The organism is Atopomonas sediminilitoris (assembly GCF_022601735.1).
In the GTDB taxonomy this organism is placed as follows: Bacteria; Pseudomonadota; Gammaproteobacteria; order Pseudomonadales; family Pseudomonadaceae; genus Atopomonas; species Atopomonas sediminilitoris.
In genome coordinates this window covers 45,877-59,858 of record NZ_JAKUMM010000005.1, presented here as the reverse complement: position 1 = coordinate 59,858, position 13,982 = coordinate 45,877, and the positions used below count along the sequence as shown (strand labels likewise).

13 protein-coding genes are annotated in these 13,982 nt (G+C 59.5%); 5 read left to right on the top strand and 8 right to left on the bottom strand.

Features of this window, described 5'->3' with window-relative positions:
* Nucleotides 1-5: 5 nt before the first annotated feature.
* Nucleotides 6-548: a gamma carbonic anhydrase family protein gene (locus tag MKI83_RS08665; protein ID WP_241584944.1), complete on the bottom strand. Its 543-nt coding sequence runs from the start codon at nucleotides 546-548 to the stop codon at nucleotides 6-8.
* Between the two features lie 54 nt (nucleotides 549-602).
* Here MKI83_RS08665 and prlC point away from each other — a divergent pair, with 54 nt between their 5' ends.
* The 3 genes from prlC to MKI83_RS08650 all read left to right on the top strand — a co-directional run bounded on the left by prlC (nucleotide 603) and on the right by MKI83_RS08650 (nucleotide 3,582).
* Entirely contained in the window at nucleotides 603-2,663 is a 2,061-nt protein-coding gene (gene prlC, locus MKI83_RS08660) for an oligopeptidase A (RefSeq protein ID WP_241584943.1), read from the top strand.
* Nucleotides 2,660-2,920 carry a YheV family putative zinc ribbon protein gene (locus MKI83_RS08655; protein ID WP_241584942.1) on the top strand — a complete coding sequence of 87 codons (261 nt, stop codon included), beginning with the start codon at nucleotides 2,660-2,662 and terminating at the stop codon, nucleotides 2,918-2,920. Before prlC ends, MKI83_RS08655 begins: the two co-directional genes overlap by 4 nt.
* Before the next feature lie 209 nt (nucleotides 2,921-3,129).
* Nucleotides 3,130-3,582, top strand: a complete 453-nt coding sequence (locus MKI83_RS08650; RefSeq protein ID WP_241584941.1) for a hypothetical protein — start codon at nucleotides 3,130-3,132, stop codon at nucleotides 3,580-3,582.
* A gap of 60 nt (nucleotides 3,583-3,642) precedes the next feature.
* On the opposite strand, the gene MKI83_RS08645 is transcribed toward MKI83_RS08650, so the two are convergent.
* Nucleotides 3,643-4,245, bottom strand: coding sequence for a nitroreductase family protein (locus tag MKI83_RS08645; RefSeq protein WP_241584940.1), 603 nt, complete (start codon nucleotides 4,243-4,245; stop codon nucleotides 3,643-3,645).
* Nucleotides 4,246-4,344: 99 nt separating this feature from the next.
* On the opposite strand from MKI83_RS08645, the gene MKI83_RS08640 reads away from it, so the two are divergent.
* Complete coding sequence (locus tag MKI83_RS08640; protein ID WP_241584939.1) at nucleotides 4,345-4,716, top strand: winged helix-turn-helix transcriptional regulator; 372 nt, start codon at nucleotides 4,345-4,347, stop codon at nucleotides 4,714-4,716.
* A 4-nt stretch (nucleotides 4,717-4,720) separates the two neighbouring features.
* On the opposite strand, the gene MKI83_RS16985 is transcribed toward MKI83_RS08640, so the two are convergent.
* The gene (locus MKI83_RS16985; protein WP_241584937.1) at nucleotides 4,721-6,166 is read right to left on the bottom strand and encodes a GGDEF domain-containing protein; all 1,446 of its coding nucleotides are present in this window, start codon (nucleotides 6,164-6,166) and stop codon (nucleotides 4,721-4,723) included.
* Nucleotides 6,167-6,311: 145 nt separating this feature from the next.
* Here MKI83_RS16985 and dbpA point away from each other — a divergent pair, with 145 nt between their 5' ends.
* On the top strand, nucleotides 6,312-7,655 hold the full coding sequence (dbpA, locus tag MKI83_RS08630; RefSeq protein ID WP_241585374.1) for an ATP-dependent RNA helicase DbpA: 1,344 nt from the start codon (nucleotides 6,312-6,314) through the stop codon (nucleotides 7,653-7,655).
* Nucleotides 7,656-7,716: 61 nt separating this feature from the next.
* Here the strand turns inward: dbpA and MKI83_RS08625 are convergent, their stop codons facing one another.
* The 5 genes from MKI83_RS08625 to arsS all read right to left on the bottom strand — a co-directional run bounded on the left by MKI83_RS08625 (nucleotide 7,717) and on the right by arsS (nucleotide 13,919).
* Nucleotides 7,717-9,258 (bottom strand): phosphoenolpyruvate carboxykinase, encoded by a 1,542-nt coding sequence (locus MKI83_RS08625; protein WP_241584935.1) that lies wholly within the window; start codon nucleotides 9,256-9,258, stop codon nucleotides 7,717-7,719.
* Nucleotides 9,259-9,451: 193 nt separating this feature from the next.
* Entirely contained in the window at nucleotides 9,452-10,072 is a 621-nt protein-coding gene (locus MKI83_RS08620) for a TIGR04282 family arsenosugar biosynthesis glycosyltransferase (RefSeq protein WP_241584933.1), read from the bottom strand.
* Nucleotides 10,069-10,755 (bottom strand): TIGR04283 family arsenosugar biosynthesis glycosyltransferase, encoded by a 687-nt coding sequence (locus MKI83_RS08615; RefSeq protein ID WP_241584931.1) that lies wholly within the window; start codon nucleotides 10,753-10,755, stop codon nucleotides 10,069-10,071. Before MKI83_RS08615 ends, MKI83_RS08620 begins: the two co-directional genes overlap by 4 nt.
* Before the next feature lie 4 nt (nucleotides 10,756-10,759).
* Nucleotides 10,760-12,901 carry a dihydrolipoyl dehydrogenase family protein gene (locus tag MKI83_RS08610; RefSeq protein WP_241584929.1) on the bottom strand — a complete coding sequence of 714 codons (2,142 nt, stop codon included), beginning with the start codon at nucleotides 12,899-12,901 and terminating at the stop codon, nucleotides 10,760-10,762.
* A 55-nt stretch (nucleotides 12,902-12,956) separates the two neighbouring features.
* The gene (gene arsS, locus MKI83_RS08605) at nucleotides 12,957-13,919 is read right to left on the bottom strand and encodes an arsenosugar biosynthesis radical SAM (seleno)protein ArsS (RefSeq protein ID WP_241584927.1); all 963 of its coding nucleotides are present in this window, start codon (nucleotides 13,917-13,919) and stop codon (nucleotides 12,957-12,959) included.
* Nucleotides 13,920-13,982: the final 63 nt, after the last annotated feature.

Genomic DNA, 13,982 nt, shown 5'->3' with positions numbered 1-13,982 from the left:
TCTCCTCATGAGTTAGCCAGCTGGCTGAGGTGTTGGTCTTTCAAGCGTACATAGTTAGCGGCGCTGTAGGTGAAGTACTCGCGCTCTTTCGCGCTTAACGCGCGTGCTTGCTTGGCGGGGCTGCCGACGTATAGGTAGCCGCTGACCAAGCGTTTGCCCGGCGGCACGAGGCTGCCGGCGCCGAGTACGACCTCGTCTTCGATCACCGCGCCGTCCATCACAATCGCGCCCATGCCAATCAAAATACGATTGCCGAGCGTGCAACCGTGGAGCAAGGCTTTATGGCCGATGGTGACGTCGTCGCCAATGGTCAGCGCATAGCCGTCGGGGTTAAACGGGCCTGCGTGGGTGATGTGCAGCACGCTGCCGTCTTGCACGCTGGTGCGTGCGCCAATGCGGATGCGGTGCATGTCGCCGCGAATCACCGTCAGTGGCCACACTGAGCTATCGGCGCCTAAGTGCACATCGCCCAACACCACGGCGCTGGGATCGACAAAGGTGCGCTCGCCCAACTGCGGTTGATGCTCGAGAAAAGGTCGCACGGCCATAACGCTCTCCTTCACGGTTGTGCCTGTTAAGATGCCCACCATTGTGACTGATTTATGGACGCTACCGTGACCCAAGCCAATCCCTTGCTAACTGCTTACGATTTGCCGCCGTTTAATCGCATCGAGGCCAGCCATGTGCAGCCGGCGATTGAGCAGATTTTGGCCGATAACCGCGCTGCCATTGCCAAGCTGTTGAGCGAGCAGCCGGCAGAGCCGACGTGGGCTTCGCTGGTGCAGCCGTTAGATGCTTTAGGCGAGCGCCTGAGCTTGGCGTGGGGGCCGGTCAGCCATCTTAATGCGGTGTGCAACAGTGCAGCGCTGCGCGAGGCCTATCAAGCTTGTTTGCCGCAGTTGTCCGCCTATTGGACGGAGCTTGGGCAAAATCGCGCCCTGTTCAATGCCTTTGATGCCTTGGCCAAAAGCCCGGCGGCAGCTGACTTGAGCGTGGCGCAACAGACTATTCTTGAGCACAACCTGCGTGACTTCCGCTTGTCCGGTATCGATTTACCGCCGGCACAGCAGCAGCGCTTTGCCGAGATTTCAGCGCGACTGGCCGAACTGTCGAATCAGTTTTCCAACCAGCTGCTAGACGCCACGCAGGCATGGACTAAGCATGTTGTTGAGGCTGAAGCGCTGGCCGGCTTGCCCGAATCGGCGCTGGCGCAGATGAGCCAAGCAGCGCAAGCGCGCGAGCTAGAGGGTTATCTGGTGTCGCTGGAGTTCCCCAGCTATTACGCCGTGGTCACCTATGCCGATGACCGCGCGCTGCGCGAAGAGCTGTACCAAGCCTACTGTACCCGCGCCTCGGACCAAGGCCCCAACGCCGGCGAGTTTGATAACGGCCCCTTGATGGCGGAAATCCTCGACTTGCGTCATGAGCTGGCTCAGCTGCTGAGTTTTGCCCACTACGGCGAGCTGTCGTTGGCCAGCAAAATGGCCGAATCCACCGAGCAAGTGCTGGGCTTCTTGCGTGATTTGGCGCACAAGAGCCGTGGCTTTGCCGAGCAGGATTTGGCTGAGTTGCGCGCCTTTGCGGCCGAGCAGGGCGTTAGCGAGCTGCAAAGCTGGGATGTTGGCTACTTCGCCGAACAACTGCGCCAAGCCAAGTACAGCGTGGCGCAAGAAGCGCTGCGCCCGTACTTCCCGATCAACAAGGTGTTGAGTGGCTTGTTCGCCATTGTCGAGCGCTTGTACGGCATTCAAATCAGCGAGCTGGATCACTTTGAAGCGTGGCACGATGACGTGCGCTTGTTCGAAATTCGCGAAAATGGCGAGCAAATAGGGCGCTTCTTCTTCGATCTGTACGCGCGCGCCAATAAACGTGGTGGCGCATGGATGGACGGCTGCAAAGACCGCCATCTCACAGCCCGTGGCGAACTTAAACTGCCGGTGGCCTATTTGGTGTGCAATTTCACCCCTGCGGTTAGTGGTCAGCCCGCGCTGCTGACGCACGATGAGGTCACCACCTTATTCCACGAGTTTGGCCATGGCCTGCACCACCTGCTGACGCGAGTGAATGATGCCGGTGCCTCGGGCATCAATGGCGTGGCGTGGGATGCGGTCGAGTTACCCAGTCAATTTATGGAGAACTGGTGCTGGGAGCCTGAAGGCTTAGCGCTGATCTCGGGTCATTTCGAAACCGAGCAAGCCTTGCCGCAAGACCTGCTGGATAAGATGCTGGCGGCGAAGAACTTCCAGTCCGGGCTGATGATGTTGCGTCAGCTGGAGTTCTCGCTGTTCGACTTCGACATGCACGCCAGCCACGGCGATGGCCGCAGCGTCGCCGAGGTGCTGCAAGCGGTGCGCGATGAGGTTGCGGTGTTTGCTCCGCCTGCTTACAACCGCTTTCCTAACAGCTTTGCGCACATCTTTGCCGGTGGTTACGCCGCCGGTTATTACAGCTACAAGTGGGCCGAAGTGCTGTCGGCCGATGCCTTCAGCCGGTTTGAGGAGGAAGGTATTTTGAATCCGCAGACTGGCCGTGCGTTTCGCGATTGCATTCTCGCCAATGGCGGCAGTGAAGCGCCGATGGTGCTGTTCCAGCGCTTCCGTGGCCGCGCGCCGAGCATCGATGCCTTATTGCGTCACAGCGGTCTTAGTGTGGAGGCAGCATGACTAGCGTGAGTAAGCGCTTTATCGCTGGGGCGGTCTGCCCTGCGTGCAGCGAGATGGATAAGCTGCGGATGTGGAGCGTAGACGGCGTGCCGCACCGCGAGTGCGTGGCCTGCGGTTATGCCGACACCTTGGATGAGCGCGGTAATGCCGTGGCCGTGCGTGAGCTGGCCACGCGGGTAAATGCGGCCAAGCCCAAAGCGGCCAGCCCGCAGGTGCAAACGGTGCAGTTTTTCCCGAATCCCAAGCTGAAAAAGTAATGTTTGCGCCGCTGGTAATATTCTGCAAAACCTTAAACATCACCCAGTTTTCTCGACGTTAACCGGGTGATGTTGCTTGTTGGCTGCACGATCGTGACATAACGCCGGTGTGGTGCTGAGTGACAAAACCGCTGATCGTTTTTTGATCAGTTTGGGCTTAGGGCTTGGCGAAGGGCCTTCTATAATGGTGGCTCTTCAGGAGGTGCCCTATGCCCATCAATGCCCTTAGCAACAACCTGCCACTCAGCACGCAAGTGATTAAGCGTGCCGGTGCTGTCGCCGCGCAAAACCCGCAGGCAGGCATTAGTCCGGAAGATGTGAATCGTGCGGTGAACAGCAGCCAAGATCGCCTGCAAAGCGCGCAAACAGCCCAAGAAGCGACCCAGAGCAGCCGGCGGAGTGCGGCGGCGGATATCTACACCGGCCGCAGTCAGCAGCAACAGTTGGATACCTATCTGGCGGTCACCTTGGAAGAGGACGCGCCGAGCAGTAACAGCGTGTCGCTTACCAATGCCAACGATATCCGCAATGTGCTCAATCGCAACGATCTCGCCAGTCGCTTGCCGAATACCCCCGAAGATGCCGGCCAGCGCCTGCAAGAGTTAGTGGGGCGCTTGCAAGATCGTCCGGCCACCTTGCCTGCAGTCGACGTACAGGCTTAAAGGTTCAACAGCCAACAAAGCCACGTTTGCACCGTGGCTTTGTTGGGTCAGGTTCGCCGATTAGAAGTGATCGCGAATGATCACCGCGTGTTCATCACGCTGAACGCCGCGCGGCCACGGGGCTTGGGTTTGTTTGCCGACGGCCAGCAACATACTGATGACGTGCCCTTCGGGCAGCTTGATCAGCTCGGCGACTTTATCGAAGTCAAAACCATCCATCGGGCATGAGTCGTAGCCTAGGCCGCGAGCCGCCAGCATCAGCGTCTGCGCGACAATGCCGCAGCTGCGCATCGCCTCATCACGCTGCACTTGGGGTTTGTCGCGGTAGTAGCCGTCGATGGCCGGCACGATAAAGTCTTGTACCGGTTGCGGTGCGGCGGCCCACAAAGCCTCGGGCTGTTTGGCCCAAGCTTGGGTGTCGGCGCACAACACGAGCAATAACGAGGCATCGGTGACCTGGGCTTGATCCCACGCGGCGGCGCGGATTTGGGCGCGCAATGCGGGCGACTCGACCACCACAAAGCGCCAATGCTGCAGGTTGAAGGCAGTGGGCGCGCGCCGCGCCAGGTCAAATAATTGCTGCTGCTCGGCCGCCGTCATCGGCGTATTGGCTTGAAAGTGTTTAACGGCGCGGCGTGATTCGATGGCTTCAAAGACATGCATGGCAGGTTCCTCGGTCGGTTAGCGTGAGTCGATGCTAGAGCAATGCATGCACTTATGTAAGTATGCACTTTTATGGCCTATACAGCCCAAAAGGTAACTATGGACACGGAACCAAGCGTTTTTTCAGGTTGCCCTGTCGAGGTGTCGCTGGATGTGATCGGCGGCAAGTGGAAGGGCGTGATCGTGTATCACTTGCTCGCAGGCACGCAGCGCTTTGGTCAGCTACAGCGCTTACTGCCGGGCATCAGTCAGCGAGTTTTAACCAAACAACTGCGCGAGATGGAAGCGCACGGCCTGATTGAGCGCACGGTGCATCCTGTCGTGCCGCCGCATGTGGATTACGCATTGAGCCCGTTGGGCCATGAGCTAGCGCCTGTGATCGCCGCACTTAAACACTGGGGGCAAACTTTTTTGGCCCAAGGTGGCGAGCCACAGCGCTGCGATCAAGCGCAATGGCAAACACCGAATTAGTGCGTTACAGGGCGTGCAGCGACTGCGGTTGCTCGGGTGGGCGGTCAAAGCAGGCGCAGTTACGCCCGCTGTGCTTGGCCTGATAAAGCAGTTCGTCGGCGCGCTGTAACAGCGCCGCTGGCGGTGTTGCGGTATCGCCGTTGCATGCGCTGACACCCAGGCTGATGGTGACGATCGGCACTATGTTGCCTTGATGCGGTAGCGCTAAAGCGCGCACGCGATCGAGCATGCAGTCAGTCACATGACGGGCTTGTTCAAGATCGGTTTCTGGCAGTAAGCACACGAACTCTTCCCCGCCAAAGCGTGCGATGCGGTCGCTGGGTCGCTGTAGGCAGGCTTTTAGTGTTTGCGCTAACTGGCGCAAGCACTCATCCCCCTCAGGGTGGCCGTAGAGGTCGTTGTAGGCTTTGAAATTATCCACATCCAACATGATCAAGCTCATCGGCTGTTGGCTGCGCTGCATGCGCTGACTTTCTTCCAGTAACACGGCTTCAAAATAGCGACGATTAGCGAGCCCCGTGAGGGGGTCGGTGTTGGCGGTGGTTTGTAGTAACGACATGTTGTTTTCAATGCGCTGCATTAACGTATTAAACGCTTTTGCAAGGGCGCCAAACTCATCGTTGTAACGCAGAACCAGGCGGTTTTCACCGCGCCCCAAGGTGAACTGTTTGGTGCGTGCGGCCATGCCCAGCAACGGGCGCATGACGCGGCGTGAAATTAGATGATGAAAAGCAATCGCGACGGCAAAGCCCGCCAACAGTGTCAGCACCAACCATGTTGTGAAGATAATGCGTTGCTGGTCTGCCTTGGCAAGGGTGTGCTGTTGCCGCGTCGTCAGTGAAGCAAACGCCTCTTGGATGGGATTCATGATGGCTTTTTTAGCCCGCTGATAGGCACTGTCGTGTAATAGCTTGATGGCCATTCGCGTTTCCGGCTCGCCCTTGCGGGTAAACTTGCCGTAGCTATCGAGAAAACGGCCTTGCGATGCCTGCATGGCTAGCTGCTCAAGTTTGGTCAGCTCATTGGAGCGTTTCTCTGCGCGAAGGAGTAACGCGCGTTCAGCCTCAGTAAACGGCAGCCGACCAAGTTGGCTGCGAAAGTTCTTGATAGTGCTGTGTTTCTCGTCCCAGTGCGTTCCGCTCTGGGAGTCACGCTCTAGGTCTTTAATCCAGCTTGATGAGGGGTTTTCGCCGTTTCTGATCGCCAGCAAATCCCAAAATAAGCGCTGGTAGTGCGCTTCTTGGGTGATGACAAACATCCGCGCGTAGCGGGTTAAGTCGTCTGAGCTTTGTTGCAGCTGATGCGCCAGGCTGTGGGTTTGATGGTAGTCATGTTGCACCTTGTCTAGCGTGCGGTATGCGTCGATCAAGCCCATTAAGCCGATCAAAGCAAAGACCAGTAGGCAGAACGCTAAAGCGCTCAAGGAAATGAATAATCGTTGAATCGACACAGGTGCACCGTCTCAAGAGCCAATGCTTACAGTTAAGCTGCATTCGGCAGAATTGCTCGCCCTGCTACACTGCGCGGGTATTTTCCTTAGGTAGACCTGCGTGACTGACTCTTTAGCTTTTTCTCAACTGCCCTTGTCGGCGGCCATGCTTAGCAACTTGGACGCCTTGGGCTACCAGCAAATGACGCCGATCCAAGCGGCGAGTTTGCCTTTAATGCTCAAGGGCCAAGACGTAATCGCCCAAGGCAAAACCGGCAGCGGTAAAACAGCCGCGTTTGGCATTGCCTTGCTGGCACCGCTTAATCCGCGGTTTTTTGGCTGCCAAGCTTTGGTTTTGTGCCCGACGCGTGAGTTGGCCGATCAGGTGGCTAAGGCGCTGCGCCAGCTGGCGCGGGCGGCGGATAACATCAAAATTCTAACGCTGTGTGGTGGTGCGCCGATTGGCCCGCAGATTGGCTCGCTAGAACACGGCGCGCATATCGTGGTGGGCACACCGGGGCGCATTCAAGAGCATTTGCGCAAAGGCACGCTGGTACTGGAGGGCTTGAACACCTTAGTGCTGGATGAAGCGGATCGCATGCTCGACATGGGCTTTTACGACAGCATCGCGGAGATCATCAATCAGGCCCCTGCGCGTCGGCAAACGCTGTTGTTTTCCGCCACGTACCCCTCGGGCATTGAGCAGCTAGCGGCTAACTTCATGCGCAGCCCGCAGCAGATAAAAGTTGAAGCGCAGCACGATCAACAGCAAATCGAACAGCGTTTTTACGAGATCGACCCGCGTGAGCGGTTGTCGGTGGTGGCGCGTTTGCTGGAGCAAGTCCGGCCAAGTTCCTGCGTAGCGTTTTGTCATACCCGGCAACAATGCCAAGAGTTAGTCGAGCTGCTGCGTAGCCGGCAAATGGCGGCGCTGGCGTTGCACGGTGACTTGGAGCAGCGCGAGCGTGACGAGGTGCTGACCTTATTCGCTAATCGCAGCTGTAGCGTACTGGTGGCCACCGATGTGGCAGCGCGTGGTTTGGACATTGAAGAGCTGCAATTGGTGATCAACGTCGAGCTGGCGCGTGACCCAGAAGTGCACGTGCACCGTATTGGCCGCAGCGGCCGTGCGGGGGCCAAAGGCCTAGCTCTGAGCTTGGTGGCGCCGGCGGAAGGGCAGCGCGCGCAGGCGATTGAAAGCCTGCAAAAGCAAGCGCTGAACTGGCAGGACATCAGTGCCTTGCCGGCGGCCTCAGGAGCTGGGCTGGAGCCCGTGATGCAGACCTTATGCATTGCGGCAGGCCGCAAAGACAAGCTGCGCCCGGGCGATATTCTGGGTGCGCTCACTGGCGACGCTGGCATTGCCGGTGCGCAGGTGGGCAAGATCGCGATTTTCGATTATCAGGCTTATGTGGCGGTGGAGCGTAGCGTGGCTAAGGCCGCGCTCAAGCGCTTGAACGCCGGGAAGATTAAAGGTCGTAGTTTGAAAGTGCGCTTGTTGTCGGTGTAATACAGAGCGCCAACAAAAAACCCGCATCAATCGATGCGGGTTTTTTGTTGCGAGCCGCTTTTTACAGCTGCGGGCCAGCGCTCTTGATGGCGTCAGAAACGTCGAACTTCTGGAAGTTGTCGACGAACTGCTTGGCCAGGCCGCGGGCGGCCTCGTCGTAAGCGGCTGGGTCAGCCCACGTGTTGCGTGGGTTGAGCAGTGCGCTGTCAACGCCAGGCACGGCCTTAGGCACGTCAAGGTTGATCAGGTCGAGGTGCTCGGTGTCTGCGCCGATCAGGGCACCGCTTTGAATGGCGGCAATCACACCACGCGTGGTGGGGATGTTGAAGCGTTGACCAACGCCGTAGCCACCACCAGTCCAGCCGGTGTTAACCAGATAGACCTTGGAGCCAAACTCCTTGATGCGCTTGATCAGCAGCTCAGCGTACTCGCCAGCCGGACGCGGGAAGAACGGTGCGCCGAAGCAGGTGGAGAAGGTCGACTTAATGCCGCCGCCAGAACCCATCTCGGTCGAGCCGACCAGTGCGGTGTAGCCGGACAAGAAGTGGTAAGCCGCCTGCTCATTGCTGAGGATCGACACCGGTGGCAGTACGCCGGTCAGGTCGCAGGTCAAGAAGATCACCGCATTCGGCTCGCCGGCACGGTTCAGCTCAACACGCTTTTCAACGTGCTCCAGCGGATACGCGGCGCGGGTGTTTTGCGTCAGGCTGTCGTCGGCGTAGTTAGGCTGGCGGTTTTCGTCGAGTACGACGTTTTCCAGCACGGCGCCAAATTTGATCGCGTCCCAAATCACCGGCTCGTTCTTTTGCGACAAGTCGATGCACTTGGCGTAGCAGCCGCCTTCGATGTTGAACACGGTGCCTTTACCCCAGCCGTGCTCGTCGTCGCCGATCAGGAAGCGGCTTGGGTCGGCGGACAGGGTGGTCTTGCCAGTGCCGGACAGGCCGAAGAACAAGGTCACGTCGCCTTCATCGCCGACGTTGGCGGCGCAGTGCATCGGCAGTACGTCTTTTTCTGGCAGCAGGAAGTTCTGCACGGCGAACATGGCTTTCTTCATTTCGCCGGCGTAGCGCATGCCCGCCAACAGCACTTTGCGCTTGGCAAAGTTGAGGATCACAGTGCCGTCAGAGTTGGTGCCGTCACGCTCGGGGACGCACTCAAAGTGCGGCGCGTTGAGGATCTGCCAAGCTTCTTTGCCTTTGTAGTTGTAGTTCTCAGGGCGAACAAACAACACACGGCCAAACAGGTTGTGCCACGCGGTTTCGGTGGTCATGCGTACCGGCTGGTAGTGCTCCGGGTCTGCGCCCACATGCACGTGCGATACAAAGCTGTCGCGCTCTTCGAGGTAGGCTTCAACACGTTCCCACAGGGCGTCGAACTTGTCGGCGGGGAATGGGCGGTTGATGTTGCCCCAGGCAATGGCGTCTTTGGTGCTGGCTTCTTCAACGATGAAACGATCCATCGGTGAACGGCCGGTGCGTGCGCCGGTGTTAACTACCAGCGAGCCGTTGGCGGCTAGCTCACCTTCACCGCGGCGAACCGCTAATTCGACCAGTTCAGCGGCGCTGATGTCGGTGTAAACGCGAATATTGCTATCGGTCATCTAGTTACCATCGGCGGGGCCGATTCCTCCGGTAATTCACTCTGCGACAAGCTTGTACGCGACGGGATGCAGGGGGTGCCGCGACAAAGAGCGCGGATTATGCCAGATGTAGCGGGTCAAATCGACAGACTACCGGACGGCCTGCAGCCATCAGCGCCAAGCGCGAGGGCAAGTGTAGCGAACGACAGCAAAACTAGGGGCATTTGGCGACTAAATGGTCAAAGCGTGGATCGTTCTGTAGTTGCGCGTAGTCATTGCCGTCATCGACATCCCACAGCGTCTCGCCGAGGTGCAGACGTAGCCCAGCGCGTTGGCACTGCGCTTGGCTTTGCGCCAGCACGCGTGCGGTGCTCCAGTCGATATCTTGGAAGGGCGCAGGGTGCGGCTGTTGAAGGCCGATCAGCACGTAGCCACCGTCGCTGCTGGGGCTCAAGGTGATGTCATGTTGTTCAAGGGCCTGTGCGGCGGCGTGCAGGTGCGGGGCATCCAGCAGTGGGCAGTCGCTGCCGATCAACAGGGCCGGTGTGCCCAGCTGGCTGAACGCATACAACATGCGTTGGCCCAAGTCGCCTTGGCATTGCAGGCTCAACTGAGCGTCAAACTCGTGGGCCAAGGCTTGCAGTTCAGGGTGGTCTAGGTCGGGGCTGACATGCAGGTGCAGTGCGTTGGTGTACTGCGCGGCGTGGCTCAGCGTGTGCCGTAATAAGCGGCGATACAGCGCGCAGGCTTCATCAGCGCCCAGCGTTGGGATCAAGCGGGTTTTAACGCGGCCAGCCTCTGGGGCTTTGGCCATGACAATGACCGGCAAGCTCATGATTGCCGTGGGCCGTAATAGCGGGCGGCTAAGTCGGCGGGATCGGCGCCGCGCCAATAACGCCAGCGCAATGACCACATCAGGCCGATGGTGCGGAGCGTGCCGTGTTTAAGCCAGCGGCGGCTGGAGGTGATCAGCGGTGTACGGATGGCGGCAAACTGGCCGGCGCGCTTGAGCCGGCGACTGAGCTCGATGTCTTCCATCAGGGCAATGTCGGCATAGCCGCCGAGCTGTTGCCAAAGCCGGCGGCGCACAAAAATGCCTTGGTCGCCGGTAGCGATGCGCGTCAGCCGTGAGCGGGTGTTGATAAACCATGCCACGCAGCGCAGCAGCGCGGTGCTGGGCTGTAAACGCAGATCAAAACGGCCCCAGTCTGCGTGCTGCATGGCGTGGCTTATTAAAGCGGGAAAGTTATCCGGCAGCTGGGTATCGGCATGCACAAACAGCAAGGTCTCGCCTTGCGCGTGGGCGGCGCCGGCATTCATTTGTCGCGCCCGACCGGCAGGGCTGCACAGCACATGGTCGGCCAGCGGTGTGGCGATCGCGATGCTGGTGTCTTGGCTGTGGCCATCCACCACGATCAGCTCGACCTCGGCGCGGTGGATTTGCAGTTGCGCGAGCAACAGCCCCAGCGCCTCGGCGTCGTTGAGCGTGGGGATGATCAGTGAGAGCGCTTTAGCCATCGGCTTAACGCAGTCGCCATGCGTGGAACTTGCCCAGCCAAGCCAGCACCTTTTGCGGCGCGTGGGCGCGCTTCCATTCGCCGGCGGCGTATTTATTCGCCTCCGCCAGCGTGGGGTAGATATGGATGGTGCCGAGGATCTTGTTTAAGCCAAAGCCGTGCTTGATCGCCGCGACGTATTCGGCAATCAAATCGCCCGCGTGCTCGCCGACGATGGTGACGCCGAGGATTTTGTCTTTGCCGGGCACAGTGAGTACTTTGACAAAGCCGTGGGCGGCTTCGTCGGCAATCGCGCGGTCGAGGTCGTCGATACCAAAACGTGTCACTTCGTAGGCAATGCCTTGGGCTTTGGCGTCTTGCTCATTAAGGCCGACGCGCGCCACTTCTGGGTCGGTAAACGTGGCCCACGGGATCACCCGATAATCCACCTTAAAGCGTTTGAACGGCGCGAACAGGGCGTTCACCGCGGCGTACCAAGCTTGATGCGCGGCGGCGTGGGTGAATTGATAGGGGCCTGTGACATCGCCGACGGCAAAGATGTTGGGGTATTTAGTGGCGAGGTATTCATCTACCGCCAGCGTGCCATTGGCGCGCACTTCAAGGCCGAGCGTTTCGGCGCCATAGCCGGTGACATTGGCAACGCGGCCAAGGGCGATCAGCACGGCGTCAAAGGCGATACGCACTGGCTCGCCAGTGGCTTTGTGGCGGCAGTAAAGCACCGACTCGCCGTCTTCCACGGCAAAGCGCTGGGCTTCGTGCTGCAGGCGCAGGTCCATGCCTTCGGCGCGGAACTTGCTCATCACCGCGTCGCTGGCGTCGTCATCTTCACGCGGTAACAGGCGTGCGCCGCGCTGGACCAAAATCACTTGGCTGCCTAAGCGCTGGAAGGCTTGCGCCAGCTCGCAGCCAATCGGGCCGCCGCCGAGTACCAGCAGGCGCTTGGGTTGTTCGCGCAGTGTCCAAACGGTGTCGGAGTTATACGCCGCAACCGTATCCAGCCCCGGTAGGTCAGGCATCAGCGGGCGTGCGCCGGCGGCGATGACAATGTTGCGGGTGGTCAGGCGCTGGCCGTCGACCTCTACCTCCCAGGGCGAGAGGATGGTTGCGCTGCCTTGCAGGCACTCGACGCCTAAATCGGTGTAACGCTCGACCGAATCATGCGGCTCGATGGTGCTGATCACGCTCTGCACGCGCTCCATCACACGGGCGAAGTCGACCTGCGCTTGCGCACCGCTAAAGCCCAGCTGCTCGGCTTTTTGCAGCTCGGCGGCAAATTTGGCCGAGCGAATCAGCGCCTTCGACGGCACGCAGCCAGTGTTGAGGCAATCGCCGCCCATTTTGTGTTTTTCGATCAGCGACACTTTGGCCTTCACCGCCGCGCCAATGTAGGTGCTGACCAAGCCGCCGGCACCGGCACCAATGGCGATCAGGTTGCGATCAAACTGCTTGGGCTTGTGCCAGCCTTGATAGACGCGGCGCGCCTTGAGGGTATCGAGCAGCTTGCGCGCGATGATCGGGAACACGCCCAGCAGCACAAAAGCGCCGAGCACGCTGGGCGACAAAATGCCGGCCAATGAGTCGAGCTGGCCCAGTTCGCGGCCGGCGTTCACGTAAACCAAGGTGCCGGGCAGCATGCCTAATTGGCTAACCCACCAGAAAGTGCTGGCACGCAGTTTGGTTAGGCCCATGGCGAGGTTGATCACAAAGAACGGCACCACCGGCACCAAGCGCAGGGCGAACAGGTAGAACGCCCCTTCGCGCTCGACGCCCTGCTCGATGCCGCGCATGGCGCTGGCGAACTTGCTTTGCACCCAGTCGCGCAGCAAAAAACGTGACAGCAGCATGGCCAGTGTCGCGCCCAGCGTGGAGGCAAACGACACCAGCACAAAGCCTTCCAGCAGGCCAAACAGCGCGCCGGCGAGCAAGGTTAAGAGCGCCGCGCCAGGAATCGACAGCGCCGTCACCACCACATACAGGCTGAAGAAGAGACCAGCGGCCAGCCACGGCTGCGCCGCGACGTGCGCGCTGAAGGCGGCTTGTTGGCTCTTGAGGTAGTCCAGCGTGAGGAACTGGCCCAAATCAAACAGGAAAAAAGCCGCCACCGCGGCGACCACGGTGATGAGCACGATGAGCTTGCTGGAACGCATAAAGGCCTCGTTAATCGCAGCGCCCTAAGGCGTCTGGGCGGATAAAAGGGGTGGCTTAACCGAGCGCACCGCCACAACTAGAGCCTTGTCCGGCGGTGCAGGCAAAGCAGTGGTCGCGGGTGACAATCGGGTTGCCCTCCAGACGCTGCGCCAGCAGATCACGCAAATGGCTGCGTTCGCGGCCGATCAGCGGCAAGGGTAAGTCGAGCATTTGGTTGAAGTCGCAATCGTACAGGTAGCCTTGGTAGTCAACGCTGACCAAGTTTTTGCACATCACGCCATCGAGGTTGTCGGCGCGGTAACTGTCGCGCAGCAACTGCATATAGCCGTGAAAGGTGCCTTTGCTGATCAAGGTGCTGCCAAAGCGTTGAATCGGCATATTGGTGATGGTCAGCAGGTGGTTGAACACAATGCCAAAGTCTTCGGCCAGATGGGCCTTGTAGGCGGCTTCGAGCCCCGCTTGCGCCGGCGGCAGGCTGGGGCCTTGCGGGTTGTAGACCAAGTTGAGGGTTAAGCCGCTGTCGGCCACGCCGTAGCCTAGCGCGTTAAGCGCTTTGAGACCGTCGATGCTGCGGGCAAACACGCCGTCGCCGCGCTGCTGGTCAACGTTGTCACGCGAGTAGCACGGCAATGACGCGCTGATCTCGACCTGCTCGGCGGCCAAAAACGCGGCTAGGTCGGCGTAGCCGGGCTCGCTGAGAATGGTCAGGTTGCAGCGGTCGATCACCCGCAACCCTTCGCGCCGCGCATGCTGTACGAGCTCACGAAAGCGTGGGTGCATTTCCGGCGCGCCGCCGGTTAAGTCCAGCGTGTCGACCGCATGGGCAGCAATGACCTGCTTGAGCAACGCTAGGTTGCTGTCATCCATCCGCTCGGTGCGGCTGGGGCCGGCGTTAACGTGGCAGTGCAGGCAACGCTGATTGCATTCGTAGGTCAGGTTGACCTGCAAGGTGGTCAAGGTACTGCGTTGAATCGCGGGAAAATCCAAGGCATTGAGCAGGGGCAAAGTTGCGTGCACGCCAAATCCTCAAGCAAGCGGTGTTGTTGTAATGACGACAGTGTGGGCGCTGCGTTACACACA

Bases quoted from the DNA above. Each gene is read 5' to 3' on its own strand.
- MKI83_RS08640 (WP_241584939.1), top strand. From the start codon at position 4,345: ATGGACACGGAACCAAGCGTTTTTTCAGGTTGCCCTGTCGAGGTGTCG.
- MKI83_RS08655 (WP_241584942.1), top strand. From the start codon at position 2,660: ATGACTAGCGTGAGTAAGCGCTTTATCGCTGGGGCGGTCTGCCCTGCG.
- MKI83_RS08625 (WP_241584935.1), bottom strand. From the start codon at position 9,258: ATGACCGATAGCAATATTCGCGTTTACACCGACATCAGCGCCGCTGAA.
- MKI83_RS08610 (WP_241584929.1), bottom strand. From the start codon at position 12,901: ATGCGTTCCAGCAAGCTCATCGTGCTCATCACCGTGGTCGCCGCGGTG.
- MKI83_RS08645 (WP_241584940.1), bottom strand. From the start codon at position 4,245: ATGCATGTCTTTGAAGCCATCGAATCACGCCGCGCCGTTAAACACTTT.
- MKI83_RS08665 (WP_241584944.1), bottom strand. From the start codon at position 548: ATGGCCGTGCGACCTTTTCTCGAGCATCAACCGCAGTTGGGCGAGCGC.
- MKI83_RS08615 (WP_241584931.1), bottom strand. From the start codon at position 10,755: ATGGCTAAAGCGCTCTCACTGATCATCCCCACGCTCAACGACGCCGAG.
- MKI83_RS08650 (WP_241584941.1), top strand. From the start codon at position 3,130: ATGCCCATCAATGCCCTTAGCAACAACCTGCCACTCAGCACGCAAGTG.
- prlC (WP_241584943.1), top strand. From the start codon at position 603: ATGGACGCTACCGTGACCCAAGCCAATCCCTTGCTAACTGCTTACGAT.
- dbpA (WP_241585374.1), top strand. From the start codon at position 6,312: ATGCTTAGCAACTTGGACGCCTTGGGCTACCAGCAAATGACGCCGATC.
- MKI83_RS08620 (WP_241584933.1), bottom strand. From the start codon at position 10,072: ATGAGCTTGCCGGTCATTGTCATGGCCAAAGCCCCAGAGGCTGGCCGC.